Here is a 23,862-nt window from a genome sequence, read left to right as displayed (position 1 = left end):
CCATGAATAGATTGACCCGAGGCGCCTTGCTGGGATTGCTGCTGCTGAACGGCGCGTTATACGCCGACGACAAGGATGCCAATGAAAAATATGCCGAAGGCCTGCAATCGCTCGAAGCGAAGGACTATACCGGGGCCGCCGATGATTTCCTGGCTGCCGAGCTGCTGGCCGATTCGGTCCCGCTGAAAGCCAACGCCGTCAGCAAAGCGATCGAAGCCTATCGCCAGGCCGGCATGTATTATAAAGAATTCGAAAATATCGAAAAAATGCTGGACTCCTATGCGGCGCAGTGCGACTATGCCGCACTGGTCGATCGGGAGTACCAGATCGGCGACGCTTTTTATGAAGGACACCGCGATCCGGCGTTTTATTCGCTGCGCTTTATTCCGTGGCTGTCCGACAGCGACAAAACCGAGGAAGTTTACACGAAAGCGCTGGAGCGGGCGCCCTATACGCCGCAGGGGCCGGAGACCCAGTTGCGGTTGGCGGTTCGTCTGATCGAGGGCCGCAAATTGAATGAAGCGGCGGAGATGCTCCGGCAGATTTTGAAGCGTTACCCGGAGGCGCCGGAGCGCAAATATGCCTACCTGCGGCTCGGCACGGTTCTGTACGAACTGGCGCTGTCCGGCGACGGCGACGGCCGTTACAGCGCGGAAGCGCAGGAGGTGCTGCGCGAATTTCAGAAGCGTTATCCGGAGGCGACGGAAAATCCCGGCGTTGCCAAGCTGATCCTGAAAATCCGCGATGCCGAGGCGCAGCGACTGAAGGAAATTGCCGAATTTTATCACCGGATGGGGCGTGACGCGGTGGCCGAGCGTTATCTCAATCAGATTCTCAAGGAGTTGCCGGACAGTGCGGCGGCGGATTCCTCCGAGGAGTTGCTGACCGAAATCGACCGGTCTTACGTGCCGGAAACGGTCGTCAAAGACCAGGCGGAGCGGCTGGACGAGTTTGCCGCCTATCCGATTCCGGCGGAACCGCACGAACTGCTGCTGGTGCCGGAAAACAGCGACGGCCGTTTTCTGCTGCCGATCTATGATTTGAATCTTCAAAATAATTCCGGACCGGCCGCCGAAGCGGCAGTGACGGAGCCGGCGGAGGATACCAACAAATGATGAAACGTTTTCTACTGGCCTTGCCGCTGCTGGCGGTCATGTTGTGGTTGAACGGCTGTTATCACGTCGGTTCGATCATGCACCCGCAAATTCACACCATCGCCATCGCGCCGGTGGAGAACAATACCGTCGCCTACAATGTTTCGGCGGAGATGCGCCAGCTTCTGAGTGAACAGTTCATGCTGGACGGTTCGTTGAAGGTGGTTTCGCTGGAAGAAGCCGACTGCATTCTATACGCCCGGGTCATCAATGTGGCGTTTACCGAAGTAAGCGGCGATTCCTATGACAATGAGTTGACCTATCGGCCCAAGGAGTGGAACGTCATCGTCGACAGTGAATTTTCGGTGATCATTCCCGGCCAGGCGGAACCGCTGGTTTCGACGCGTAAAGTCTCCGGCAATACCGATTTCCAGGTCCAGGCCGATATGCAGACCAACCGGAGAAGGGCGATTCTGCAGGCGGCGCGCAATGCGGCGCAGACGATCGTTTCCTATACGACGGAAGCATGGTAACAATGTTTTTGCGCTGTTTTTTCGAGCTTTTTGAAAAAAAATGCAAAAAAAATGTTTTGTGCTATATCTTTTTTCAAAATAGTATGCTATATTGTCCTTAGAATTAGGGTTTATGTCTGTTGAGCACCTATACGCAATTTTCTCCTCTTCATAATTACTCCTCTAAAATGCTCAAGAGGCTAAACCCTAACTCTTCTTCATCTTATCTCAGGGTTGCCGTATGAAAAAACTGATTCTGATCGACGCTTATTCCCAGATCTTCCGTTGTTTTTACGCCATCCGGGCGTTGAGCAATTCCAGGCAGCAGCCGACCAACGCGATTTTCGCCTTTGCCCGGCTGCTGCTGCAATTGCAGCAGGAACATCCTTCCGAGAGCGGCGCCATGCTGTTCGATTGCGGCAAGCCGGCGTTCCGGCTGGAGCTGGCGCCGGATTACAAAGCCAACCGTCCGCCGATGCCGGAAGAGTTGCGAAGTCAGCTTCCCTGGCTGCGGCAACTGGCCGAAGCGTTCGGCTGGCCGCTGTATGAAGTGGAAAATTATGAAGCCGACGATCTGGTCGGCGCCATGGCGTTGCAGGCCGTTCCGGATTATGAAGTGGAAATCATCAGTTCGGACAAAGATCTTTCCCAACTGGTTTCCAGCCGGGTCTGCATGTTGGTGCCGGACCGGCTGAACCGCGGCTTCGAACGGCGCGGTGTGGCCGAAGTGGAGACGAAATTCGGCGTCAAACCGGAGCAGATCGTCGAATATCTCGCGCTGCTGGGCGACTCTTCGGACAATATTCCGGGCGTCGCCGGCGTCGGGCCGAAAACCGCGGCGACGTTGTTGCGGGAGGTCGGATCGCTGTCACGGTTTTGGGACCGGCCGGATTTGGTCGCTAATGTCAGGTTGCGGGAAAAATTGCTGAACAGCCGTGAATTGCTGGCCAGAAATATCCGTTTGATTCAATTGCGGACCGAATGGCCGACGCAGTTGCCGCCGTTGGCGGAAGCGATCCGGCGCCGGGAGCCGGTTTGGCCGGCCATCCGGCAAATCGCCGTTGAGATGGAACTGAAGTCACTGCTCCGGGAAATTCCGGATTCGGCCGTTCCGGCCAAAGAAACTGATGATTTGTTTGGAAATATTTGATTTTTTTGGGATAATGCGGGAACAATCCGGCCGGTTTGCAGTCTATAAATCGTGTAAATCTCTTTTTCCTTTCTTTTGTCTGGCCTTCTCCTCCCCCGGGAGAAGGCACTTTTTTTTGAAAAAAATCGGAAATTTTGAAAATTTTTGCAAAAAAAAGAAAAAAGAATGGAACAAACACATCAGCCGGCAGTCTATAGCACTATGTAAATCTCCTATCTTTTTCCTTTCTTTTGCCTGGCCTTCTCCCTCCCCCGGGAGAAGGCACTTTTTTTTGTGGGGGCTTTTCCGCCGCCGGTTGCTACGCCGACTCCCGGTCGGCCGGGAAGCGGATTCCCATCTGCTGCCGGGCTTGGTCCATCACTTCCAGCGCCAGCAGTGAATTGCCGTTGTAGGGGGTTGCGTCGGCGCCGGCCCGGATCAGCCGAAGCCATTCGCGGACTTCATAGATCATATTCGACTGCCTGGCGCGCGCGACGATCTTTTCTTCGGTCTGATCGTTGTAAAGGATCGTCACCTCGTCGGGACTGGCGATTTCCCGAATGATCATGCAGCCATTTTCCCCCTGAATCTGACTCGGCAGCCGGCTGTTGGCGATTTTCGAGTACACCAGCTCCGCCAGCATGCCGTCGTATCCGGCCAGGATGGTTCCGGCCCCGTCGACGCCATTGTCCAGAATCACCGCTTCGGCCTGCAGTTTCCGGGGGCGGCCGAACAGTTGCACCAGCGGGTGAACGCAGTAGACGCCGATATCCATCAGCGCGCCGTTGGAATAGAGCGGGTTGAAAGCGTTTTCGACGATGCCGGCTTTGAATTTGTCATAGCGGGACGAATACTGGCAATATTGAAAACAGACATTCCGGATCCGGCCGAGTTTCGGCAGGTTGTCACGGATCGCCGCCAGACCCGGATCGAAAGCGGAACGCATCGCTTCCAGCAGCACGACGCCGTGTGCGGCGGCCGTCTGCAGCATTTGCCGCAGCTCCGGCAGATTCGAGGCGACCGGTTTTTCGCACAGCACGTGTTTGCCGCTGCCGAGCATCAGTTTGGCTTGTTCGCAGTGCAAAGCATTGGGGCTGGCGATATAAACGGCATCGATATCCTGGTCGGCGGCCAGGGCGTTCAAATCGGTATATTGTTTCGCCGCGCCATATTGTTCGGCGAATTGCCGCGTTTTTTCCGCCGTTCTGGAATAAACCGCCGCATACTGCAGCTCTTCACATTGCCCGGCCGCTTCCAGAAACCATGTCGTCACGAAATTGGTGCCGATTGTCGCAAAACGGATCATTTTCATCCTTTCCGCCGGTTTCACTGTCCCGGCATTGCTCTTTTGCCTTTAGAATATTGATTCGTCGGAAAAAATCAATCCGCGCGGTCTGATTTATCGGGAATTTCCCGGAAAAATCATCTTGGGCAATCACGGCGCTTGTGGGAACCGGTTTCGCCCCCAGGCGATATGAGTCGGCGGTGTTTGCCGGCCGGACCGCGTTGGGGGCGGCACGGGCTGGGGAGGCAAAAAAGACCTGCACATGGCGTATCGGGAAATAAGATCAGTTTGTTTGCGACGCCCGGGCACTGTTGTGCCGGATGTAGAGTTTGCGCAAATCTCCTTTGAAATATTTCGTGTTTTCGCCGACCGGTCCTTTCGGCACATTGGTCCCGCCGAAGGCGGCCGGTTTCGGCACGTAGCCGCGGCTGAAGAAAGGATAACTCCTGGTCTCGTCGCCGACGGAGAAAGTGAGCGTCCGATAATCGTAATCGACTTTGATTTTCGTCCAACGGTCGCGCGGAATTTTCAGCCCGGTTTGGAATTGCCGGTCGCCGGTGCCCTGGGCGTAAGAGGCGATCAGTTCGTCGTCTTCGCTCATCACCAGTTGCAGATTGCCGGCGAAATCGTGGGCGAAACAGCGGAACAGCACCTGTTCCCGGCCGCCCGGCGTCCGGATTTCGAATTCCAGCGTGGCGGCGCCGCTCGGCAGCGCTTCGCGCGGCAGGTTGACGTAGTTGGAAACGCCGTCGAACGACAGGTACGGGACGCCGTCCTCTTCCTGCCAGCCTGGCGCAAACGACTGGTAATCCTGCGGCAGGAATGGAAGCGGCCCGCGCCACATCGGTTCGAGATAGGTGAAGCCGCCGCCCAGTTGCGCGTCATAAAAGGGCTCATATCCGCTGGGCAGCATCGCGCCGCAAGCGGGGAGGAATTGATAATTCAACTCGGGAATCCGCACCGAACGGATTGCAATGGGCACGACTTTGCCGCGGTATTCGGAAAAGACCGGCAGGGTTTCCGTCTTGCCGTTCGCGTCCGGCCGGAACGGCATTGTGGGTTTGGAACGGTAGATTTTGCCGCTGTCGGTGATGGCCCGCAACTGGAAGATCGGAAAATGATTCGGCGAATGCATCACCGTATGGATGCGCCCTTCCGGCTGTTCCAGGAGCGGGTAGTCGGCCAGCCGGTCGAGGCGTTCCAGGTCGAGGCGGATATTGCGGGTGAGCAGCTTGGCCAATTTCCCCTGTGCCAGAATGTCGCGGATGCGGAATTGGTGCTTGCCGATCCCGTCCGGGTAGTCCATTTCGAGCACGGCTTCCTCGACGTGCTGCCGGGGCACCTTGAGGACGAACGTGGAACGCATGTTGAGGAAAATCGTAAACATTTTCATGCCGCCCTCCGGCGTTTCATCATACGGGAGACAGACGCCGTGGATGAGTCCGTCGGAACGCACCGCCCAGTTGCCGGCATGCGACATTGAGAAAACGCCGATCGGCCGCGGCGTATCCGGCAGTCCCATCGCCGTGAAGGCGCCGAGGATGACCGCATACTTTTCCGAATCGAATTCATCGCTCGGATCGGCCGCGGCGGCTTCCTCATGGCAGTTCATGACCTCCACCGCTTTCAGCTTTTCCGATGCGGCGAGGGCAGCGTCGATCGTATAGGTGCCGTCCGGATTGCGTCGGACCGACAATTTGGATGACTGCGGCACGAAGAGGTCGCGCAGCGGCTGGTGGGTTTCCTTGTAACGCCAGTTGGCGGTGCCGCACAATTCCGTATAATCGAAGCTGTCGTAAAGGTGACTGTTGCCGTCGGCATCGGTGACTTTCAGCTCCGGCACCACGGCGAACTGATCGGCCAGCTCCTCGGTGGCCACCCGGTAACTGACCGCCATCAGTTTATCGGTTTCAAACGCTTCCGGCGGAAATTCCTGCAGTACCCTGCCGTCGATATCCTTCAGGATCAGTTGTACCTGCAGCGTCGCTGCGGGCGCGCCGTCCGGGATATTCAAAATTTCGTAATGGATCAGTTCGCCGAGCCGCGCCCGCTGGCGGCTGGAGAGAACCAGGTTCGGGATCGAAGTATCGTCGCCCGGCATCGGGGTGAGTTCCTTGCCGTTCAGCCGGTTGGCATAATAGCGGATCAGCCTGGCGTGGGTGAAACTGTTGGCCACCGTCGGCTGGATGCTGGTGTTCTCATTGGCTTCGTTCCACTCGAAAAAAATCAGAAAATCGGGATTGGCCCGCAGCGCTTCGTCGAAATGGAGCCGGAGCTGGCGGGTGCCGTGTTCGGCGACGTTGTTGCCGGACAGGTGGTTGATGTAGCCGTGGCGAAGGTAGGCGCCGAGCAGTTTGCCTTTATATTCCGGTTTTTCCAACTCTTCGAGGATGATCGGCAGCATATATTGCCGGTACCAGGGCAGTACGGTGGCCGCCCAGATTTTCTCATGGGGCAGGGTGCCGATATCCCGGATATAGAGCGCCAGCCCGTCGGTGGCGTCGAGCTTGGCGCGGACCGCCCGGCGGTAACGCTCCAGAAAATCCTCGGCCGGCGCCTGGCCCATCGCGGCGTATTCGGCAAATTTGCCGTGGAATTCGAGAAACGGCATGTCGCCGAACAATAGAAAGCTGTCGCCGATGTCGGGTTCCTGTTTCAACCGGTCGATCATTTCTTTCAATACTTCCGGCTCCCATTCCGTTTCGCTATAATGAAAAATGACCACCTTGCCGTTGATGCGCGGCGACTGCGGCGCCTTTACCGCCGACCGGACATATTCGCGCAGCGATTCGTAATTGTCGGGATAGAGATAAGTCGGCAGGACCAGCAGGTGAGTCAGGCCCAGTTGGTGCTTCTGCTCCCATTCCAGTTTCTGCTGGTAAGCGTCGAGATAGTCCAGTGAAGCGAAGCCGTCGATTTCATAGCGTTTCAGAATTTCGACTTCTCCCAGATAATTGGTCTCCTGGCGGTTCGGCTCGTACAGGTCGCGCCAGGCCACGTTGGTCAGCAGCGGCCGGTCGATCCAGTAACCCATGTAATTGTGGAACAGATCATAGGGCTCCCACTGCGCATAAAAATAAGTTTTGCCGCCGGCCCGTTCCCGCGGCGGCGGTTCGTAATAAGAGTATTGCAAATCCCGGTGGTAATCGAGTCCGGTTACCGCATTCAGGGACAGGAACAGCAAACCGGCAAAGGATAAAAGTTTTCGTATGGAGATCATAATTGTTTTCCTGGCATCAGATTTGTCGTCCGGCGACAAGGCCGCGGCACCCGGTCGCCGCGGTTTGCCGCCGAGAGAGAAACGGAGTTCCACTATTCCGCGTAGATCCAGCCGTTACCATAGTCGTGATACGGACGAAAATATTTGACCACTTCGGCCCGGCAGGCGGCGCGGGTCAGGCTGGTGGCGCTGCCGTCGTAGAGCAGAACATTGGTGGCATTTGAATGACGCGGATAAACCGGCGCGTAAGCCTGGACGCCGTCGACCGGGTTGTACAAGCCGTTGTCATTGCTCGTCGTTATGGCGCTGGCATCGAACATATAGCCCCAGACATTATCGGGATTGTTAGAAACATCCTTGCGGGACACGGTATCGGTGATGATGACTGGTGTTGAACCGTTGAGAAGGTTGAGCAGGGTAGTCATCTTGACCGGAAGAAGGTTGCCTTGGTGGAAATTGTAACCGACTACATAGTAATTGATTCCGAGGTCGGCGTTGACTTGCCAGGCGCCATCTTTGTCATATTCGCCGTTGCCGCCCGGACACAGGAACACATTGCCGTCGATCCCGTAATCCTCATGCCACTGCACCTGCCAGGTCACCTGCGCGTTATTGCGGAATGGCACGGCGGCCGGAGTATAATCTTCGTTATCCATCGTGTACATGACGAAAACGATACCAAGCTGCTTCATGTTGCTGCGGCAACTGATCTCCTGCGCCTTGCCTTTGGCTTTGGCGAGCGCCGGCAGCAGCATACTGGCAAGAATGGCGATGATCGCAATAACGACCAGCAGTTCAATCAATGTGAATTTCTGTCTTTTCATTTTTCAGCTCCTTTTGCTTTCGGTTTATGGTGAAGGTTTCAAATTCAGTAAAAATATTTGCCATTTTCAACGGCGCCCGGCACTGCCGGTCCCGCTCATTCATTTCCCGTCCGGTTTTTCGGTGCCGCGCATGACTCGCGTTGAACCAGTTTTCCTCTGGTCACGGTATGCTTGTATGCGCTTTCCGGCATTTCCAGCCGGCCGATCAGGTTTTCCACCAGGGCGGCAGCCGACTCTTCGATCCGCAGGTCGATCGTCGTGATCGACGGACAAACATGGGCCGATTCCAGAATGTTGTCGACGCCGGTCAGCGACAGTTCCTCCGGGACTTTGAGTCCGGCCCGCCGGAATTCCGCCATAGCGCCGATGGCGGCGGCATCGTTGGTGCTCATGATCGCCGTCGGCAGCGATCCGCCGGCCAGAAAATGTCCGGCGGCCCGGCCGCCTTCCTGATAGTAGCCGCCGCACTCGAAAATCCATTCCGGCCTGATTGGCAAACCGTGCTCCTGGAGACAATCGCGGAAGCTCCAGTAGCGGACATTGTTCTCGCGGGCGCCGATGAAGCCGAAATCCCGGTGCCCCAGCCCGTAAAGATAATGAAACAGTTCCCGGAACGATTCGCGGTTGTCGACTTCGACGCTGTCGCGGTCAGCGAGGCGGTAATCGTAAATGACCGTCGGCAGGCCCGGCGGAATCTTGGCGATGTTGTCGTGACTGGTGATGATTCCTTCTACCCCGTAACCGATCACTTTGTCCAGCACCCGATCGAATTCTTCGACGGTTTCCCAGTTGCTCAACAGGGCGATGTAACCGCGGGTCGCCAGTTCGCGCTCCAGAAAATGCAGCATTTCGGCAAAATAGCGGTCCAGCAGCGAGGCAAATAAAACGCCGATGAATTTGCTGCGGCCCGAACGCAGCATTTTCGCCACCTGATTCGAGCGGTAATTCATCGCTTTGGCCGTGGCCAGAATTTTTTCCCGCGTCCGTTGCGAAACCCGCTTGTGGTTGCCGTTCAGGACCGCCGAAACGATCTGCTGACAAACCCCGACCTCTTCGGCAATCATTTTGGTGGTTACGACTTTGGGTGACATCTTTGTTTCCTTTAAGGCGTACCTACGCCTGTTTATAAATAGTATAGCAAAAAAAAGTGATTTTGTCAATACCCTGCCGAATAATTTTTTCATTTTCATCGGCCGGGTCGCTTGGGAAGGGAGGCGAATAACGCCGCATGCAGGTTTTTTAGACTCATGCCGAGGCCCGATCGCACCGATTGCCGAAATCGCGGGAAGCCTCCGGAAACGGTTGAAAATCACCGTGCGGCCGGCGGACTATTGGCAAAAAACCGACGCCTGGCACTAAATTATGATAAAAAACGCCGCAAAAGTGCAAAGTAGTGGAACAAACCCCGCCGTCGCCAGTCTATAGCAATGTAAATCTCCTATCTTTTCCCTCTTTTGCCTGGCCTTCTCCTTCCCCTGGGAGAAGGCTCTTTTGTTTTCGGGGGTTACGCCCATGACTTGATGCGGCCGGATTTTACCTCCTTCCCGTTCGCCGTTTAATTGCCGGGATCGAACAGGATATCGTCCCAATCGCCGTCGTAGCCGATGGCGCGGAGGAAATCGAGGTGCGGGTTGAAAAAGCCGAGTTCGTAAAGATTGTGCGTGTCGCTGCCGAGCGAAATTTTGACCCCGGCGTCGATGCATTGCCGGGTGAAGTCCGGATCGGGCCGGTTGCAGTGAAAATTTACTTCCGCCGCCACCTGGTGTTCCTTCAGCAATTTGACCAGCGGCGCGAACAGCTCCGCCGGTTTCCGCCCGACGCCGTTCCAGGAAAAGACCCGGAACGGGTGGGCCAGCACCTGGATGCCGCCGGCGGCGATCAGCCGCTCCGCCAGTTTCAGGAAGTGGGCGGGCGCATCCGGCGCCGCCGCGTCCGGCAGCGCATGAACGGCGCCAAGCCGCAGTTCGGTGCCCCGCTGCAATGCGCGGTTGATCAGGAAACTGCCGTCGCCGGCGATATCCAGCTCCGTCCCGCGCCGGAAACGCGAATCGGCGGCGGTAATCCGGTCGAGATAGGTCAGGTAATCGCCGGACCGGTCGGCCGGGCCCGGCGGCGGCATGCCGTGCTCGAACCACTGCCGCTTCAGATACTCTTCCCGCGGATAAAACAAGTGGCTGGAGTGTTCGGTGACGGCCACCCGGTCCAGGTGCAACAGGTCCATCAACTGTCGTTCGAGATGGTAATCGATGTTCTCGTTGCAGTAGGCGAACGGGGAATGGGTATGGAAATCACTCCAGCGGCGGCCGGCCGGCAATTGCAGAGCGATTGTTTCCTCATCCAGCCGGCCGGCATCGGACAACGTATAAATCCTGAACGCGAACGGCGCTTCGCAGAGCGCCGGCAGGCAACAGAAAGAAACGCCTTCGTCCGGCAGTGTCCGGCAGCCTTCGTGCTGGTGGCCGGAAATGCTTGCCGCCACGCCGAGCCGCCGCATCGGGCCGACGATTTCGTCGGCATTGGCGTAGCCGTAACGGTTGTCGGCCCGGCCCGGCGGGTACAGCGGCACGTGCTGCAGAAAAATTTTGGGCCCGGCGAATTCAGCGCTCAAGCGTTCCGCCCGGGCCAATTCCGCCGGCAGCCGCCGGGCATGGCAGCCCGGCAATTCCGGATCGACGAACGGAATGAAGCGCGCCCTGGCGCCGGCATCGAAATAATCGGCCCGCGGCATGGTTTGATAAAAGAGTTCCGGTTCCGGGTCGTGATTGCCCGGAATCACCAGTAGCGGCAGCCGGGCATGGTCCAGAACGGCTTTCAATTCCGCCAGCAATTCGACATCGGCCGGATTGTCCAGCAAATCGCCGGCCAGGCAGAGCAAGTCGATGTCGGTCCGCAGATTCAGGTATTCGACTGCCCGCCGCAGCAGCAACGCGGCAAACTCTCCGCGCCTGGCCGGCAGTTCCGAGGGCGAACGGGAAAAATGAAGATCGCTGATCACCGCGAATCGCACACTCACGCTTTCGACTCCTTCCGTAAAATAAAAACGGGCTGCAAATCCTGCAGCCCATCAAGTTTTGACCGGTCCTTTACTTGGCAGCTTCACCGGTTTTCGGACAATCCTGCACTTTGGCTTTGCAGGCGTCGCACATTTTACCGGGCTTGCACTCCGTACACTTCCGGGTTTTCGAACATTGCTGATCGGCCGGGCAATTCTGCTTGGCCGCGCAGGCCTGCGAACTCGGGCAGTTTGATGCGGCCGCGCAGCGACCGGACGAATTTCCGCATCCGCTCGAACAGCACCCGGCGGCAAACAGCAGCATACTTCCGGCGGCCAATACCGTCAATAACAACGCTTTCATGATTTCTCCTTGCTGATTTTCTGAGGCCGTGACAACTCATTTGCCCCCGATCCTCCTCTTCATATGGAGTAACAATAATGCAATTGGGCAAATTTTGCAAGTCGTTTCCGGCAGCTTTTCCGGGAAAATAAGCGTCGCAAATTTGCAAAAAGCATGGAACGGTGGCAAATTATCCTTTTCCGGGATAAACTGTTTCTAAAGGTGGAATTCACGGTTAGCGATTATGAAAGCAAAAGATTTAAGAAGAAAATATATTGAATTTTTCGTCAGCAAGGGTCATAAGGAAATCAAGAGCGCGTCGCTGATTCCGGAGAACGATCCGACCTGTCTGTTTACCACTGCCGGCATGCATCCGCTGGTGCCGTATCTGCAGGGCGCCCGGCATCCGGCCGGCATCCGGCTGGTCGACTTCCAGAAATGTATCCGCACCGGCGATATCGACGAAGTCGGCGACGCGGTGCACCTGACTTTTTTCGAAATGCTCGGCAACTGGTCGCTCGGCGATTATTTCAAAAATGAAGCGATTCATTTCAGCTTTGAATTTCTCACCGGCAAAGAGTGGTTGAACATTCCGCTGGAGCGGCTCGCTTTCACCGTCTTTGCCGGCGACGACGACGCGCCGTTCGATGCCGAAGCGTTCGAATTGTGGCGCAGTCTCGGCGTGCCGGAAGTGCGCATCGCCAGGCTGCCCAAGAAGGACAACTGGTGGGGGCCGGCCGGCCAGACCGGACCGTGCGGCCCGGATACCGAAATGTTTTACTGGACCGGCGACCAGCCGGCGCCGGAAGTGTTCGATCCGTCCGACAAGTTGTGGGTGGAAATCTGGAACGACGTATTCATGCAGTACGACAAGCAGCCGGACGGCACTTTTCTGCCGCTGGCGCAGCGCAACGTCGACACCGGCATGGGGCTGGAGCGGGTAACCGCTGTGCTGCAGGGCAAGAAAAGTTGTTATGAAACCGAACTCTTCACGCCGATTTTCGCTGAGTTGGATACGATCCGCCGGCAGCCGGCGCCGGCGCGGCGTTGCAGTTCCGAGCGGATTATCGCCGATCATCTGCGGGCGGCGGTGTTCATCCTGGCCGACGGCATCACCCCCGGCAACGTCGACCAGGCTTATGTGCTGCGCCGGTTGATCCGCCGCGCCATCCGGGAGGGCCGCAAACTGGATATCGCCGGCGAATTTACCGCCCGGCTGGCCGGTGTGGTCATCGCCGAATTCGGCGACGTTTATCCGGAGCTGACCGCCCAGCGCGCCGTCATCCTCGAGGAGTTGGCCAAGGAGGAAAAGCAATTCGCCCTGACGCTGGAAAAAGGCACCCGTGAATTTGAGAAACTGATCTCCCGCGTGCCGGAGCATGTCCAGAAGAAGATCATCAGCGGCAAGAATGCTTTTTATCTGTACGAAACCTACGGGTTCCCGCTGGAACTCACCGTTGAAATGGCCAAGGAACGCGGTTTCGAAGTCGATGGCGCCGGTTTTACGGCGGCGTTCGAGAAACATCAGGAATTGTCGCGCAAAGGGGCCGAGCAGAAGTTCAAGGGCGGCCTGGCCGACAATTCCGAAGCGACGGCATTGCTGCACACCGCCACTCATTTGCTGCAGGCGGCTTTGCGGAAAGTGCTGGGTACGCATGTCGAGCAGCGCGGTTCGAACATTACTGCCGAACGGCTGCGGTTCGATTTTTCTCATGAAGCGAAGATGACGCCCGAGGAGCTCAAGGCGGCGGAAGCGTTGGTCAACGATGCGATCAGGCGGGCGATCCCGGTGGTCTGTGAAGAGATGGAGCTGGAGGCCGCCCAGCGGAAGGGGGCGATGGGATTGTTCGGCGAACGTTACGGCGAACGGGTCAAGGTTTACTCCATCGGCGACGTCAGTTGTGAAATTTGCGGCGGACCGCATGCGCAGAATACTGCCGATCTCGGGCAATTCAAGATTTTGAAGGAAGAGAGCTCCAGCCGCGGTGTCCGCCGGATCAAGGCGGTGCTGGTAAAATAGCAACCATTAACCGGAAGCGAGGAAGGCAATGCAAAAAGCGGAACTGCTGATCGCACAGAGCGACGAGGTCTATACGATCAAAGTGAACGGCCGTGCCAATTTCGAGTGCGGTGTGCCGTTGCGGGAATTTGCCAAGAAAATTACCGCGGCGACCAGAGGGATTATCATTGACCTTCAGGAGTGTGTCGGCATGGACAGCACCTTTATGGGCATCCTTTCGATGATCGGCCTCAAGACCCGCAACAACGGTTTGACGGTTGAAATTACCAACGCCGGCACCTTCAACCGGAATTTGTTGAAAGGGCTCGGCGTCGAAAAGCTGTTCAAGTTCACCGAAACGACACCGGCGGAACCGGCCAACTGGGCCAGGGCCAATACCGGACAGCCGGACAGGATCGGGACGGCGGAGACGGTCGTTGATGCGCATAAGACCTTGATCAACATTGATCTGGACAACTTGCCGAAATTTGAGAAGGTGGTCGAGTATGCCGAAGAGGATCTCGAACGGTTGCGCCAGCAGAAGAAAAATGATATAAAGTGAGAATCCGCCTCCGAGCGGGGGAGGCCGGGTATCCGGGCGGGTTGCCCGGCGGAGAGCTTCTTTGCTTCCTGCCTGAGCGAATCGGCTGCATCACGGCGGCAGGCCCAGATGTTCCAGCCACGCCCATCAGCGGGATGCGGCTTTCTTGAAGGTTTTTCCGGACGTCCCGGACCGCAACGCGAGAATGCCGGCGGTTTCTGCCGGCATGGTTGCGCCGATCGCGGAAGATAATAACGTTTCAGCCGCGTGTATTATCATTGAACTCCTTTGGTTCAATATCCTTACGGATTTCTCCAGCCTGAATGTTGCATGAAACGTTCGAATCGTCGAGAAATGCCGTAGCGATCCGAACGTTTTTATTTCCGAGTCGCCGGTTGCCTCGGCAAATAGAGTTCCTGTCAACAGCAATGTCCGAAACCGTTCCATGAGAATATAGGTCAAACTTGAAAGCAGAAGCCGGAAGTGGTTTGTCTCTGTTGAGTTTCACTCTGGCAACTACCCGGCGGGGATATTTCCAGGTTCCTGCCGCATATCGGAATTCCGTGAACAGCTTCAATTTTTTTTCATGTGTCTTATTATAAGCTGTTTCTACCTGTTTTGGATGGCCGCAGGCAAGCCGTGAGCAATGGATCCCCGCAGAAAACATACAACGGAAGAAAAACAATGGTGATCATATTTCCTGCATCCCGCAGGGTGAGATCGTCAGTGGCATCGAAATCAAGAACCAATTCACGAGGCGGCACAAGAAAGCTCTTTATGAAGAATTCGACAAATAACCGGCTCAATTCGAGGCAGGCCTGACGTCCCATTCCGTTTTCGAATCGATACAAAGGGCTCGGGGTGGTGAGTGGCCGGTCACGACCGAAATCGAGATTCTGCCTCTTTGCTCTGGAACAATTTATGCAGTATTGAACCTAGTGTCCAGTCAAATTTGAAAAGATAAAATTATGTGTTATCTTAATCTCCAATGGATTTAACAATGGAGGTTGGATATGGCAGATGCAAAATATCGGTTTTGTTTAACGAACGATGAAAAGCAGGAACTGAATCAGATGGTGTCGAGCGGAAAGCGCAATGCCCGGCAGGTATTGGATGCCTTGATACTGCTGAATTGTGATGAATCCGAGGGCAAGAAACAATCCGATGAAATTGTCGGAGGTTTCTTGAAGGTCGGTAAATTGCGTGTTCATCGAGTTCGTAAGCGTTTCTTTGAAAACGGAATGGGAGGAGTGTTCAATCTGCCGCATGGCGGAGGACGTACCAAGCATACAGACGGTGATTTTGAAGCACATTTGATAGCCTTGAGTTGCGGAGAACCGCCAGCGGGACACTCGCAGTGGAGCTTGCGCTTGCTTGCTGATAAAATGGTGGAGCTGGAATATGTTGAATCTGTATCGCATGAAACAGTGCGGCAGGTTCTTAAAAAAACGAACTCAAGCCTTGGCAAAAAGAGCAATGGGTAATTCCGCCGCAGAAAAATGCGGCATTTGTTGCAGATATGGAACGAGTGCTTGATATTTACAAGCGGCCTTATGACGAAAAATTCCCAGTCGTTTGTTATGATGAGATGCCTCGCCAGTTGCTTGAGGAAGTGCGAGAAATACAGCCTATGCGTCCAGGGCAGTCTAAACGAGTGGACTATGAGTATCGCCGCATGGGAACATGTAATGTCTTGTTGGCAAGCGAACCGTTGCGCGGGTGGAGAATGGCAGATGTGACACAGACAAAAACAGCAAAGGATTGGGCGATATTTACTGAGAAAATAGCTTTGGCCTATCCGAATGCAGAGAAGATTATTTTAATTGAAGATAACCTCAACACACATAAACCGGCATCATGGTACGAAACGTTTCCACCAGAAAAAGCCAAGGCTTTAATGGATAAATTCGAGCTTGTTTACACGCCAAAACATGGTTCGTGGCTCAATATGGCGGAAATTGAACTCAATGTAGTATCGGCACAATGTCTGAAAAAGAGAATCGCCTCCATAGAAGAAATGAGAAGCATGGTGAATACATGGGAGAAAGAGCGAAACCAGAAAACAAAAACCATCAATTGGCAGTTTTCAACAACGGATGCACGAGTAAAGTTGCATCGACTATATCCATCTTTTCAAATTTGACTGGACACTAGCCTCTTGAAAACAAAAAAGACCAGAAAGTTCCAGCTTAAGAGAAAGTTAGATGATGATATCAAATTTTATATTGACTAATATACTCTAACTTGTTGATAAAGAAATGGTCGGGCTAGAGAGATTTGAACTCTCGACCTTTTGACCCCCAGTCAAATGTTCTCAAGCTCAAAAATGCTGTATTTTTATTAAAATGCGGCAGAAATGTGACATCCAGTCATTGACACCCTGACGGAGATATGCTACATTAGGCATTAAAGGGAAGCAATCCGAAAGGTGTTTTTATGAGTGTGGCAAAACGCAAAACCAGCAGCGGTGAGACCGGTGAATATCATTACGATTTTTCGCAGAACGGCAAACGTTATCGTGGTGTCTGCGAGGGCTGTACCACCAAGCCTGCCGCTCTTCTCTATGAAAAGAGACTCAAGGAAAAAGTCAAAGTTCTTTCTGAGCAAAAGAGCGTCGGGGCACTCGTCGAAAACTTCAAGCGGGAATTGACCGGCGGTGATAAGATCACACTGGATGCCGCATTTGAACTGTATCTTGCCAAGCCTCGCCGTAAACAACCGAGCGTTCAACAGCAGCAGATCAACCAAAGTCAGTGGAATGATTTCGTCGCTTTCATGCATGAAACCTATCCTGCAGTCGAACAGCTTGATGGCGTCAGCCGAACCCATGCGGAGGCTTACATTCGTCAGTTACGGGAAAACGGCCGTTATCTGCGCAAAATTACTTATCAACGGGCTTATCAGGGAAAAACCGTAGTTCACAGCTACGATGCACAAAGCCGGCTTTCCGGACGTACCATTAATGCTTTTCACAAAACCTTGAAATCAGTCTTTGCCAAATTGCAGGAAGAAGCAGGGATTCTTTATAATCCTTTTGAATTCGACATGATGGATAATGATTCGGAGAGCCGTGATGCGTTCACCCCGGCCGAGTTGAAATTGATTGGAGATAATCTTGATCCGTTTGTCCGTCCGTTGTTTGTCATCGGCATTTGCACAGGGCTTTCCGAGGGCGATATCTGTACCCTGCGATGGAATGATATCCGGGATGAACGCTGGATCGTCCGGAAACGGCGCAAAACCGGAGCGGCTTTGGAAATTCCGATTCTGCCGCCTCTGGCAAGTTTTCTCAATGAACAGAAATCCATTTCTGCGGCTGGAGAATACGTTCTTCCCGAACATGCGGCAATGTATCAGAACAATCCGAGTGGAATTTCCTATCGGGTCAAAAGTTTTCTGGAAGGATTGGGAATTCAGACTACCCGTACCGCCCGGAACCGTTCAAGGGCTTCCAGCGTAAAAGACGTGCATTCGCTGCGTCATACCTTTGCCTACCTCGCCGGATGCTATCAGATTCCGCTGCCGGTGGTGCAATCGATCCTCGGTCATATGAGCCCGGAAATGACCAAGCACTATCAGGCCCATGCCGACCGCGAAGCCAAAGAGAAGTATCTCGCCAAAATGCCTGACTTCATCGGTTACACCGAAGTCAAAAACATCGAATCATCCGAAAATCAAATTCGTACCGAATTGATCCGGAAGATTCAACATATGTCCCATGAACAACTGATAAAAGTAGTCGATTTTGTAGAAAAGCTTGATGCATAATCAATGGACGATGCCTGCGGTGTCCATAAAGTTCAACAGTTGTATATCACCGATTTTCTGCACGTTATCCCCGGAGTAAATGACACTGCCGCCTGCGGTCTTGTCATTGAGTTTTTCAAACTTCCTGATGTTGACCGCAAAATCGGAATTATAGGTTCGAGCGGCTTTAATTTCCATCGGATAGAGTTTGCGGTTCGCCGATTGCAGCAGGTCGATCTCCAGCCCGTTGGAATCCCGGAAGAAATAGAGTCCGGCATCCTTGCCAGCATTGTATCGGGCTTTCAAGGCTTCGACGATGACCATGTTCTCAAAGAGATTCCCCATCAGAGGATCGCGGGTAACCATGCCGGGATTTTCCAGATCCAACAAATAGGCGGCCAGGCCAACCTCCGTGAAGTAAAGTTTCGGTGTCTTGATCAAACGTTTGCCGAAGTTCTCAAAATAGGGCAGCAAACGGAATACAATGTAGCTTGCCTCCAGGATGGACAGCCATTCTCCCAGCGTGGACGAAGACACGCCGACATCGCCGGCCAGGCTGTTCAAGTTGACCAACTGCCCGACACGCCCGGCCAGCAGCTTGATGAAGATTTCAAATGAGGAAAAATTGCGGATGTTGACCAGTTGCCGGGCATCGCGCTCTACATAAGTCATATAGTAGTTGCGGTAAAAACGTGTAATGTCTATATTCTCTTCGTAAAGCTGCGGCATAAACCCCTTGAACAAATATTCATCCCGATCCAGCTGAATTCCGGCTTCCGTCAATTCCTCAATGGAAAGCGGCAGCAATTGCAAGATAGCGGTGCGTCCAGCCAAAGACTGGGCGACCTCCGCTTTCAGGGCCGGCTGATGACTGCCGGTAAGGATATATTGCCCCTTGGCGCTGCTTTTATCGCATTCGACCTGGATATAGCTCAAAAGCATCGGAAGCCGCTGGATTTCGTCAATGATGATCGGAGTGGAATAACGCTTCAGAAATTCTTTGGCATCGCGTTCCGCCAACTGCCGGGTTTCCGGTTCCTCTAAATTGACATAGTTGTAATCAGGAAACTGCATGCGGGCAAGCGTGGTTTTTCCGGATTGACGAGGCCCCGTAATCGTGACAACCTTGTACTCCTGAGCCAGTTTTGCCAGTTCTTGCTGTATTTTTCGTTTAATCATTATGCGGTCTCCTTTTCGACATCACTCAATATATCACTCGATATGCAGATTTCAAGTAGAATCAAAAAACTGCATAAATAAATTCCATTCCAGTTTATTCCAGAAGAAATATCTTGCCAGGCTGCCGAACTTTATCGGTGCTTCTGAAATGCGGCCATCGGAACATCCGAAGCGGAGCTGATTCGGGAGACCAAAAAGCTACCGCCCGAACAATTGAATGCGATAGCCGATTTCATCAAATCACTGAAGAGAACTTGCTTTTATCGAAACGGCGCACAATGTCAAGTTTATTTCTTGGGAATCCGTGAATGAGTTAAGGTATTGTCATACTATCCTGGGCCCGGATATAGGTTTGGGCCCGATTAGGCAGGCAATACTGGTTCTGGAAAAGATTTTTCATTGTCTGAATAAGCTATATTACAGTAGCCAATCTGTTTTTTTATACACTCACGGTTTCAATGTTGCATCGCCGAGAGCAATTTCTGAATATCGGGCGGATGAGACGCCACAGTCTTCCCGGGGACAATCTGCTCCCGTTCTTCCTCTGACAGCAGCCGAGCCGTCAGCAACGCGCCTTCCGCATTGAACTCCACCTCAATAGAGGAAGCCGCCTCATCGTCAGCCAACGCAATCGCCAGGTTGCTTTTTTTACCGGCAATACGTGACGCAATGATCTTCTTCATGATCATACGTTGAAATTTGGGCAGGTCGGCGTCTGCGAGAATGATAACCGGGATTTGCTTACCAAGGCAAGCATAAATCACTTCAAGGCAAGCTGCGGGGTGGTCACAAATCAACTCCGACGCGGCAATAATCACGACCTGAGCGTCTGCCAGTAAAGTCCGAAATGCTTTCATCCTCTCGCCCTCCGGCCGATTAAGGAAGTCACAATTTATGACAGAGCCGGCAGGCCGATAGCGTGCCGCAAAGCTGAGTTGTGCTTGATCAATTATGGTCAGTGTCCTTAACTTCGCGGCAACCGGCCAAAAGGAGCCGAAAACATTCTCGCCGGCGTTTAACTGTTTAGCGATATGGGCAGCCATCAAAAACGGCGGAAGTTCTCGCTCCTGGACCAGCATGAGCTCTCCAGTATTCAGCATACCGCCGACGATCGGGGTTGGAATATAATTGGCAACCGCTTGAGTCAAGTCCCCCAAAAATTCGCTTTGCAGTTCTCGAGGGACGGCGATCTTATGCTTTTCGGCCAATTTCACAAGTATTTCCAATGGTGCCTCTTTCGGGCCATCTTCGCCGAGAACCGCAATATGAGGGGTCATATATTCTTGGCACAATCTGGCAGAGAGCTTGACCGCAAATTCCACCTCCTGCTTATTATTCTCGGAGGAAACGGGAATCCAGCACCTTTTTCCCTTCAGTGTCGTAGTATCTGTTTTGGAGATGGACGATATGCCACCGGGCAGGCAACCTATCAAGGCGTCGGTTGACATATTTGCATTCAATAACATCAGATTAGGACTCGCAGTAAGAATAATGTTTGAGATACCCTCACGCGGAGGTCGCAGATACCAAATTGCGATATTTTCCTCTGGCGGAAAAAAGACTCGGCGCGGGCCCGTAAATCCGGCGCGTTTAAGATAGCGGAACGGCAACAAATAACGGCATGATCCGAACGAGAGGATTTCAACGGCATATTGAGGTTTTCCGGCTGCGTCATCCACCCGATACCACGATCCGCGGCTGTCTCCGTTGGTCGTCAACAGGGAAACGTCTTCGTGCCAATTTGATTCCCGGGAGAGCCGGTTACGGTCCCCCCAATCTCCGCTTAGCTTCCATTGAGCCCCAAGAGTCGCGGCTTGCGTATATTCGGCCGGAATTAAGCCAAACATATCGTGCTTATTCCAAGTGTCCGCGCCGGCAGAAGCCCATAAGTATAGAAACAAAGCACCGCCAATATCGCCATTGAGCGGCCTTATATCCCCCAAAAGAGTATTTCCTTCAATCAATGGTTGTCCGCCGGAAAAAAAGTCAAACAAGTGTCCACCGATTTGTGGTCCGGCGGCTAATTGAAAACCTCTGTTCAGGTGAATTCGAACCCGTCCGTCCGAGAGCATCCAGCATCCGGCCGTGGCAACTCCACTTCCATGAATGCGTCCATGTTCCGCTTCATCGCAAAGCGCTTGGTCGACTCGAGAAGCCTGAATAATGCTGCTCGGCGTCTGATATAAGTCCGGCAGGAGGCTCAGACCGGCAAATGCCGTTGGGAATTTAGGCTCAATTGGGGCTAGCATTCTTTTCCCTCCAAGCGGATGATCTCATGAATCCTACAATACAATACCGGCCCGAGTTGCCATGCCGAAGTTTCAGATATTATTTGCATCAGGGAAAAAATGTGTTTGCGCAGTCGCGTGTCTATCATTGCCAGGCGCGCAAGAGTTGCAAGGAGCAACGCTACTCCCAAAGATGCGGTATGACGAAACTGGAATCCCCAACTTTTCCAAAAGATCAAGGGGGCAAGCAAATCTTGGAAGGCGTTCATTTCCGAAAGCGGAACCGGAACCAAGTAACGGCATTCCTGTTCCAAAACCGATTCATAAAAAAAACTGTTTTCATGGCACCAGTCCAACCGGCTTGTTTCTTGCATCAGCGTATATGCATCCAATCGGAAACGGCTCTGATGCGAGGTTCGGATATGATACAACCGCTCCGTAATGTAGCGGACAGTTGCGGCACGGGAATCCATGAAGACGCTTACCGGATTGGCAACAATCTCAAGAATTCCAACCGCAGTCACAGGAATGTTCAGCATCCCGGCGCAAAACTGAACTGCCGGAAGGAGATCAGTCGTGATATTTTCTTCGGAAATGACCGGGAATTCAGTCGTGATGCTTGACACGATAACCTCCCTTCACCGAAGGCGCCTCCTTACGGATACGCTTGGAACGGTTATCAATCTTGCTGCGGAGGAATTGTTCGAGGCTGTCCTGATCAATCAGGACAGTGCCGGGTCTTCCGGCTGCCAGTTTGGAGCGCTTAATATACTTCGCCGTACACCAGTTATCGATGGTGTCAGTACTAACCCGAGCATAACGGGCCGCCTCCGCACGAGTCATCCATCGCAACGGCGTGAGTTCTTGGGACTCTGCCTTGTCAGATATGATGCACTCCCGTTCAAAATCGATGTCGGCCATTTTGAACACATCAACGGCCATGTTGCGAATTGGTTTGGGGATGGCCTCCCATCTCGATTTTTCCATTTAATCCTCCTTGTAAATGTTTTGCCCCGCATTGGGTGCGTTGGAGGATATTATACCAAAGAAACATGGAGACGTCAAGCGCAACTTGCTTATTTGTAATTAGTTTAATATGTTTATCTGCGATATGCTACTTGTATATTGCGCGTATACTGCTTGTTGATAAGGAGATAAAACGAATTATGAATGATTTGGCGCCTCTGGTTCCTCCGGCGCCATTGATTTTAATTTATAAATAAACTCTTGAAATCGCTCTTGAGCCTGACGAGCGTCAGTATCTTTTTCGTATTTTTTTTCCCATCGATAAAAACCGGTTCGAAAATTGGCGAAATAAGCGGGATAACGTTTGCATGGTCGTTCTTTCGGCCGAATGCTGAATTCGTTTGAAGAAGCATCTTGTTGCGGCTCTTTTCTTTCCCCTTTTTGCTTTTTCTGGGAGCGTTGCTGAATAGCTGCACTATGATCGTTCCAGTATAAATCGAATTGCTTTCGGAATACATGGATACGATCGCTTTTCTTTTGGTCGTGTTTACGAATCGGATCATAATATTTGAGCATATTAATACGATTTTCAAGGCCTATTTGACGCCTGGTTTTACTGGCCTCCTCAACGTTTTTTTTCTCGATGACATCAACGCTGTCTACTATCATGCCAAGAACTTCAAGCGCAAGTCTTTCAGCCTTCATTTCTACACCTTGCCTTAGAAGTCGCAAAATAATATCCATGCGTTTCCACTGCCCAGGAAATTTCCTGTCAAAAAGCTGCAAACAATTCAAAACTGTACGATTTTGCAATTGGGGATTTTCGCGAATCAAAATTTCTATTTGAGATAGGCAAGATTCGTATTTGGGAGCACTAACATAATCGAGCGGCAAATGCTCTTCAATTTCCTGCATTTGCTTTGAATACTCGCGCAAGCTCGCTTCCGTCTGACCGAATAAGGTCTCCTGATCTGTGTCGGATGAAAAAGCATCCATTGTTACCATCAATCTTCTTATTGTTACAGGGGAAATTAATTTTTCTTACTGATATAATACTTTCTTTGCGGTCAAAAATCAAAGAAATTGTTGAAAACCTTGGAAGAAAGATTGCATTTCTGTGGTAACAAGATCATGACTTATGCAATAAAGCAATAAAAATAGCATAGAAATTCGGTTTTATGCTTCATTTCGCTTATTAACCGTCTAAGGGCGAGCATAATACCGCGTGGCTTACCGCTCGGATGGAATAATCCGTTGACAGCGGATCTACATTCTGGTTTTTATTGGAAGTCCCCACCGGTTATCCGAAACAAGATAACCGGGGGGAGAGCGTTAAAGGGCGACGGCCAACAGGAGTGACGATTTCTTTTCGTTATCGAAGGCGAAAAGGTCGGACGCGGTCAGGCGGAGTTCGTTTTCCGTTTGCAGATCCGAACAGAATGCCAGCGGGTCATCGTAACGCAACCCGGCGTTGGCGTTTTCGGACGACACTCCGGCGTCGAAGTCCAGGCTCGGGATAGCGTCGGGAAATTCAAGGCTCATAGTCGCCATCGGGAGTCCGGTCCTGATCGTGGCTTTGCCCGACTTGGCCTTGCTTTGATTGCCCGCCGCATCCACAGCGACGATCTGATATTGGTAGCCTCCCTTGACGATACCGTCGATTTGGAAACTCAATTGCGAAGCCGTAAGGGTTTCGATCTTTTCCAGGTTGATGCCGTGCTTCAGGATGTTAAAACAATCATGAGATTGCCGCTCCACACGGAAACGCCGTCTTCAACAATATCGCTCGAAATATAGACAGCC

The 23,862-nt window shown here is 53.0% G+C and carries 20 protein-coding genes; 7 read left to right on the top strand and 13 right to left on the bottom strand.

Annotation, left to right across the window (positions count from 1 at the left end):
* Positions 1 to 2: 2 nt before the first annotated feature.
* The 3 genes from bamD (at position 3) to HWX74_RS03175 (ending at position 2,756) form a co-directional block, all read left to right on the top strand.
* Positions 3 to 1,115 carry an outer membrane protein assembly factor BamD gene (bamD, locus tag HWX74_RS03185; RefSeq protein WP_176012168.1) on the top strand — a complete coding sequence of 371 codons (1,113 nt, stop codon included), beginning with the start codon at positions 3 to 5 and terminating at the stop codon, positions 1,113 to 1,115.
* Positions 1,112 to 1,627, top strand: coding sequence for an LPS assembly lipoprotein LptE (gene lptE / locus HWX74_RS03180; protein WP_176012167.1), 516 nt, complete (start codon positions 1,112 to 1,114; stop codon positions 1,625 to 1,627). The genes bamD and lptE overlap by 4 nt, the downstream gene beginning before the upstream one ends.
* Before the next feature lie 220 nt (positions 1,628 to 1,847).
* Positions 1,848 to 2,756, top strand: coding sequence for a 5'-3' exonuclease H3TH domain-containing protein (locus HWX74_RS03175; RefSeq protein WP_176012166.1), 909 nt, complete (start codon positions 1,848 to 1,850; stop codon positions 2,754 to 2,756).
* A gap of 298 nt (positions 2,757 to 3,054) precedes the next feature.
* On the opposite strand, the gene HWX74_RS03170 is transcribed toward HWX74_RS03175, so the two are convergent.
* The 6 genes from HWX74_RS03170 to HWX74_RS03145 form a co-directional block, all read right to left on the bottom strand.
* Complete coding sequence (locus HWX74_RS03170) at positions 3,055 to 4,041, bottom strand: Gfo/Idh/MocA family protein (RefSeq protein WP_176012165.1); 987 nt, start codon at positions 4,039 to 4,041, stop codon at positions 3,055 to 3,057.
* A gap of 262 nt (positions 4,042 to 4,303) precedes the next feature.
* A complete protein-coding gene (locus HWX74_RS03165; protein ID WP_176012164.1) occupies positions 4,304 to 7,240 on the bottom strand; it encodes a LamG-like jellyroll fold domain-containing protein in 2,937 nt (978 codons plus the stop codon).
* A gap of 92 nt (positions 7,241 to 7,332) precedes the next feature.
* Positions 7,333 to 8,064, bottom strand: a complete 732-nt coding sequence (locus tag HWX74_RS03160; protein WP_176012163.1) for a prepilin-type N-terminal cleavage/methylation domain-containing protein — start codon at positions 8,062 to 8,064, stop codon at positions 7,333 to 7,335.
* Positions 8,065 to 8,159: 95 nt separating this feature from the next.
* Positions 8,160 to 9,155: a LacI family DNA-binding transcriptional regulator gene (locus tag HWX74_RS03155; RefSeq protein ID WP_176012162.1), complete on the bottom strand. Its 996-nt coding sequence runs from the start codon at positions 9,153 to 9,155 to the stop codon at positions 8,160 to 8,162.
* A 464-nt stretch (positions 9,156 to 9,619) separates the two neighbouring features.
* Positions 9,620 to 11,077: a metallophosphoesterase gene (locus HWX74_RS03150; protein ID WP_176012161.1), complete on the bottom strand. Its 1,458-nt coding sequence runs from the start codon at positions 11,075 to 11,077 to the stop codon at positions 9,620 to 9,622.
* A gap of 70 nt (positions 11,078 to 11,147) precedes the next feature.
* Positions 11,148 to 11,420, bottom strand: a complete 273-nt coding sequence (locus tag HWX74_RS03145) for a hypothetical protein (protein WP_176012160.1) — start codon at positions 11,418 to 11,420, stop codon at positions 11,148 to 11,150.
* Positions 11,421 to 11,643: 223 nt separating this feature from the next.
* Between HWX74_RS03145 and HWX74_RS03140 the strand changes: the two genes are divergently transcribed.
* On the top strand, positions 11,644 to 13,419 hold the full coding sequence (locus HWX74_RS03140; RefSeq protein ID WP_176012159.1) for an alanine--tRNA ligase: 1,776 nt from the start codon (positions 11,644 to 11,646) through the stop codon (positions 13,417 to 13,419).
* A gap of 28 nt (positions 13,420 to 13,447) precedes the next feature.
* On the top strand, positions 13,448 to 13,960 hold the full coding sequence (locus HWX74_RS03135) for an STAS domain-containing protein (protein ID WP_176012158.1): 513 nt from the start codon (positions 13,448 to 13,450) through the stop codon (positions 13,958 to 13,960).
* A gap of 575 nt (positions 13,961 to 14,535) precedes the next feature.
* Here HWX74_RS03135 and HWX74_RS03130 read toward each other — a convergent pair.
* Complete coding sequence (locus tag HWX74_RS03130) at positions 14,536 to 14,862, bottom strand: transposase (protein ID WP_303048118.1); 327 nt, start codon at positions 14,860 to 14,862, stop codon at positions 14,536 to 14,538.
* Between the two features lie 90 nt (positions 14,863 to 14,952).
* Between HWX74_RS03130 and HWX74_RS03125 the strand changes: the two genes are divergently transcribed.
* Both HWX74_RS03125 and HWX74_RS03120 read left to right on the top strand, forming a co-directional pair.
* A protein-coding gene (locus tag HWX74_RS03125) for an IS630 family transposase (protein WP_176012156.1) occupies positions 14,953 to 16,082 on the top strand; the annotation gives its coding sequence in 2 pieces (ribosomal slippage) (positions 14,953 to 15,391 and positions 15,391 to 16,082; 1,131 coding nt in all).
* Between the two features lie 293 nt (positions 16,083 to 16,375).
* On the top strand, positions 16,376 to 17,707 hold the full coding sequence (locus HWX74_RS03120) for a tyrosine-type recombinase/integrase (RefSeq protein ID WP_176012155.1): 1,332 nt from the start codon (positions 16,376 to 16,378) through the stop codon (positions 17,705 to 17,707).
* On the opposite strand, the gene HWX74_RS03115 is transcribed toward HWX74_RS03120, so the two are convergent.
* From HWX74_RS03115 to HWX74_RS03090, 6 genes are all read right to left on the bottom strand, one after another.
* Positions 17,708 to 18,865: an ATP-binding protein gene (locus tag HWX74_RS03115; protein ID WP_176012154.1), complete on the bottom strand. Its 1,158-nt coding sequence runs from the start codon at positions 18,863 to 18,865 to the stop codon at positions 17,708 to 17,710.
* 455 nt (positions 18,866 to 19,320) lie between these two features.
* Positions 19,321 to 21,114, bottom strand: coding sequence for a hypothetical protein (locus tag HWX74_RS03110; RefSeq protein ID WP_176012153.1), 1,794 nt, complete (start codon positions 21,112 to 21,114; stop codon positions 19,321 to 19,323).
* Complete coding sequence (locus tag HWX74_RS03105; RefSeq protein WP_176012152.1) at positions 21,108 to 21,719, bottom strand: hypothetical protein; 612 nt, start codon at positions 21,717 to 21,719, stop codon at positions 21,108 to 21,110. The genes HWX74_RS03110 and HWX74_RS03105 overlap by 7 nt, the downstream gene beginning before the upstream one ends.
* Positions 21,700 to 22,080 carry a helix-turn-helix domain-containing protein gene (locus tag HWX74_RS03100; protein ID WP_176012151.1) on the bottom strand — a complete coding sequence of 127 codons (381 nt, stop codon included), beginning with the start codon at positions 22,078 to 22,080 and terminating at the stop codon, positions 21,700 to 21,702. Before HWX74_RS03100 ends, HWX74_RS03105 begins: the two co-directional genes overlap by 20 nt.
* A gap of 177 nt (positions 22,081 to 22,257) precedes the next feature.
* Positions 22,258 to 23,064: a hypothetical protein gene (locus tag HWX74_RS03095; RefSeq protein WP_176012150.1), complete on the bottom strand. Its 807-nt coding sequence runs from the start codon at positions 23,062 to 23,064 to the stop codon at positions 22,258 to 22,260.
* Positions 23,065 to 23,391: 327 nt separating this feature from the next.
* Positions 23,392 to 23,817 carry a hypothetical protein gene (locus HWX74_RS03090; protein ID WP_176012149.1) on the bottom strand — a complete coding sequence of 142 codons (426 nt, stop codon included), beginning with the start codon at positions 23,815 to 23,817 and terminating at the stop codon, positions 23,392 to 23,394.
* Positions 23,818 to 23,862: the final 45 nt, after the last annotated feature.

The organism is Victivallis sp. Marseille-Q1083, assembly GCF_903645315.1.
GTDB lineage: Bacteria > Verrucomicrobiota > Lentisphaeria > Victivallales > Victivallaceae > UMGS1518.
Note: the sequence above shows the minus strand (reverse complement) of the source record. Positions and strands in the feature narration are given on the sequence as shown.

What these genes read in the sequence shown, in the direction of transcription:
- HWX74_RS03170 (WP_176012165.1), bottom strand. Translation starts at nt 4,041, where the DNA reads ATGATCCGTTTTGCGACAATCGGCACCAATTTCGTGACGACATGGTTT.
- HWX74_RS03165 (WP_176012164.1), bottom strand. Translation starts at nt 7,240, where the DNA reads ATGATCTCCATACGAAAACTTTTATCCTTTGCCGGTTTGCTGTTCCTG.
- HWX74_RS03095 (WP_176012150.1), bottom strand. Translation starts at nt 23,064, where the DNA reads ATGGTAACAATGGATGCTTTTTCATCCGACACAGATCAGGAGACCTTA.
- HWX74_RS03155 (WP_176012162.1), bottom strand. Translation starts at nt 9,155, where the DNA reads ATGTCACCCAAAGTCGTAACCACCAAAATGATTGCCGAAGAGGTCGGG.
- HWX74_RS03110 (WP_176012153.1), bottom strand. Translation starts at nt 21,114, where the DNA reads ATGCTAGCCCCAATTGAGCCTAAATTCCCAACGGCATTTGCCGGTCTG.
- HWX74_RS03140 (WP_176012159.1), top strand. Translation starts at nt 11,644, where the DNA reads ATGAAAGCAAAAGATTTAAGAAGAAAATATATTGAATTTTTCGTCAGC.
- HWX74_RS03145 (WP_176012160.1), bottom strand. Translation starts at nt 11,420, where the DNA reads ATGAAAGCGTTGTTATTGACGGTATTGGCCGCCGGAAGTATGCTGCTG.
- HWX74_RS03135 (WP_176012158.1), top strand. Translation starts at nt 13,448, where the DNA reads ATGCAAAAAGCGGAACTGCTGATCGCACAGAGCGACGAGGTCTATACG.
- HWX74_RS03175 (WP_176012166.1), top strand. Translation starts at nt 1,848, where the DNA reads ATGAAAAAACTGATTCTGATCGACGCTTATTCCCAGATCTTCCGTTGT.
- bamD (WP_176012168.1), top strand. Translation starts at nt 3, where the DNA reads ATGAATAGATTGACCCGAGGCGCCTTGCTGGGATTGCTGCTGCTGAAC.
- HWX74_RS03160 (WP_176012163.1), bottom strand. Translation starts at nt 8,064, where the DNA reads ATGAAAAGACAGAAATTCACATTGATTGAACTGCTGGTCGTTATTGCG.
- lptE (WP_176012167.1), top strand. Translation starts at nt 1,112, where the DNA reads ATGATGAAACGTTTTCTACTGGCCTTGCCGCTGCTGGCGGTCATGTTG.
- HWX74_RS03115 (WP_176012154.1), bottom strand. Translation starts at nt 18,865, where the DNA reads ATGATTAAACGAAAAATACAGCAAGAACTGGCAAAACTGGCTCAGGAG.
- HWX74_RS03100 (WP_176012151.1), bottom strand. Translation starts at nt 22,080, where the DNA reads ATGGAAAAATCGAGATGGGAGGCCATCCCCAAACCAATTCGCAACATG.
- HWX74_RS03120 (WP_176012155.1), top strand. Translation starts at nt 16,376, where the DNA reads ATGAGTGTGGCAAAACGCAAAACCAGCAGCGGTGAGACCGGTGAATAT.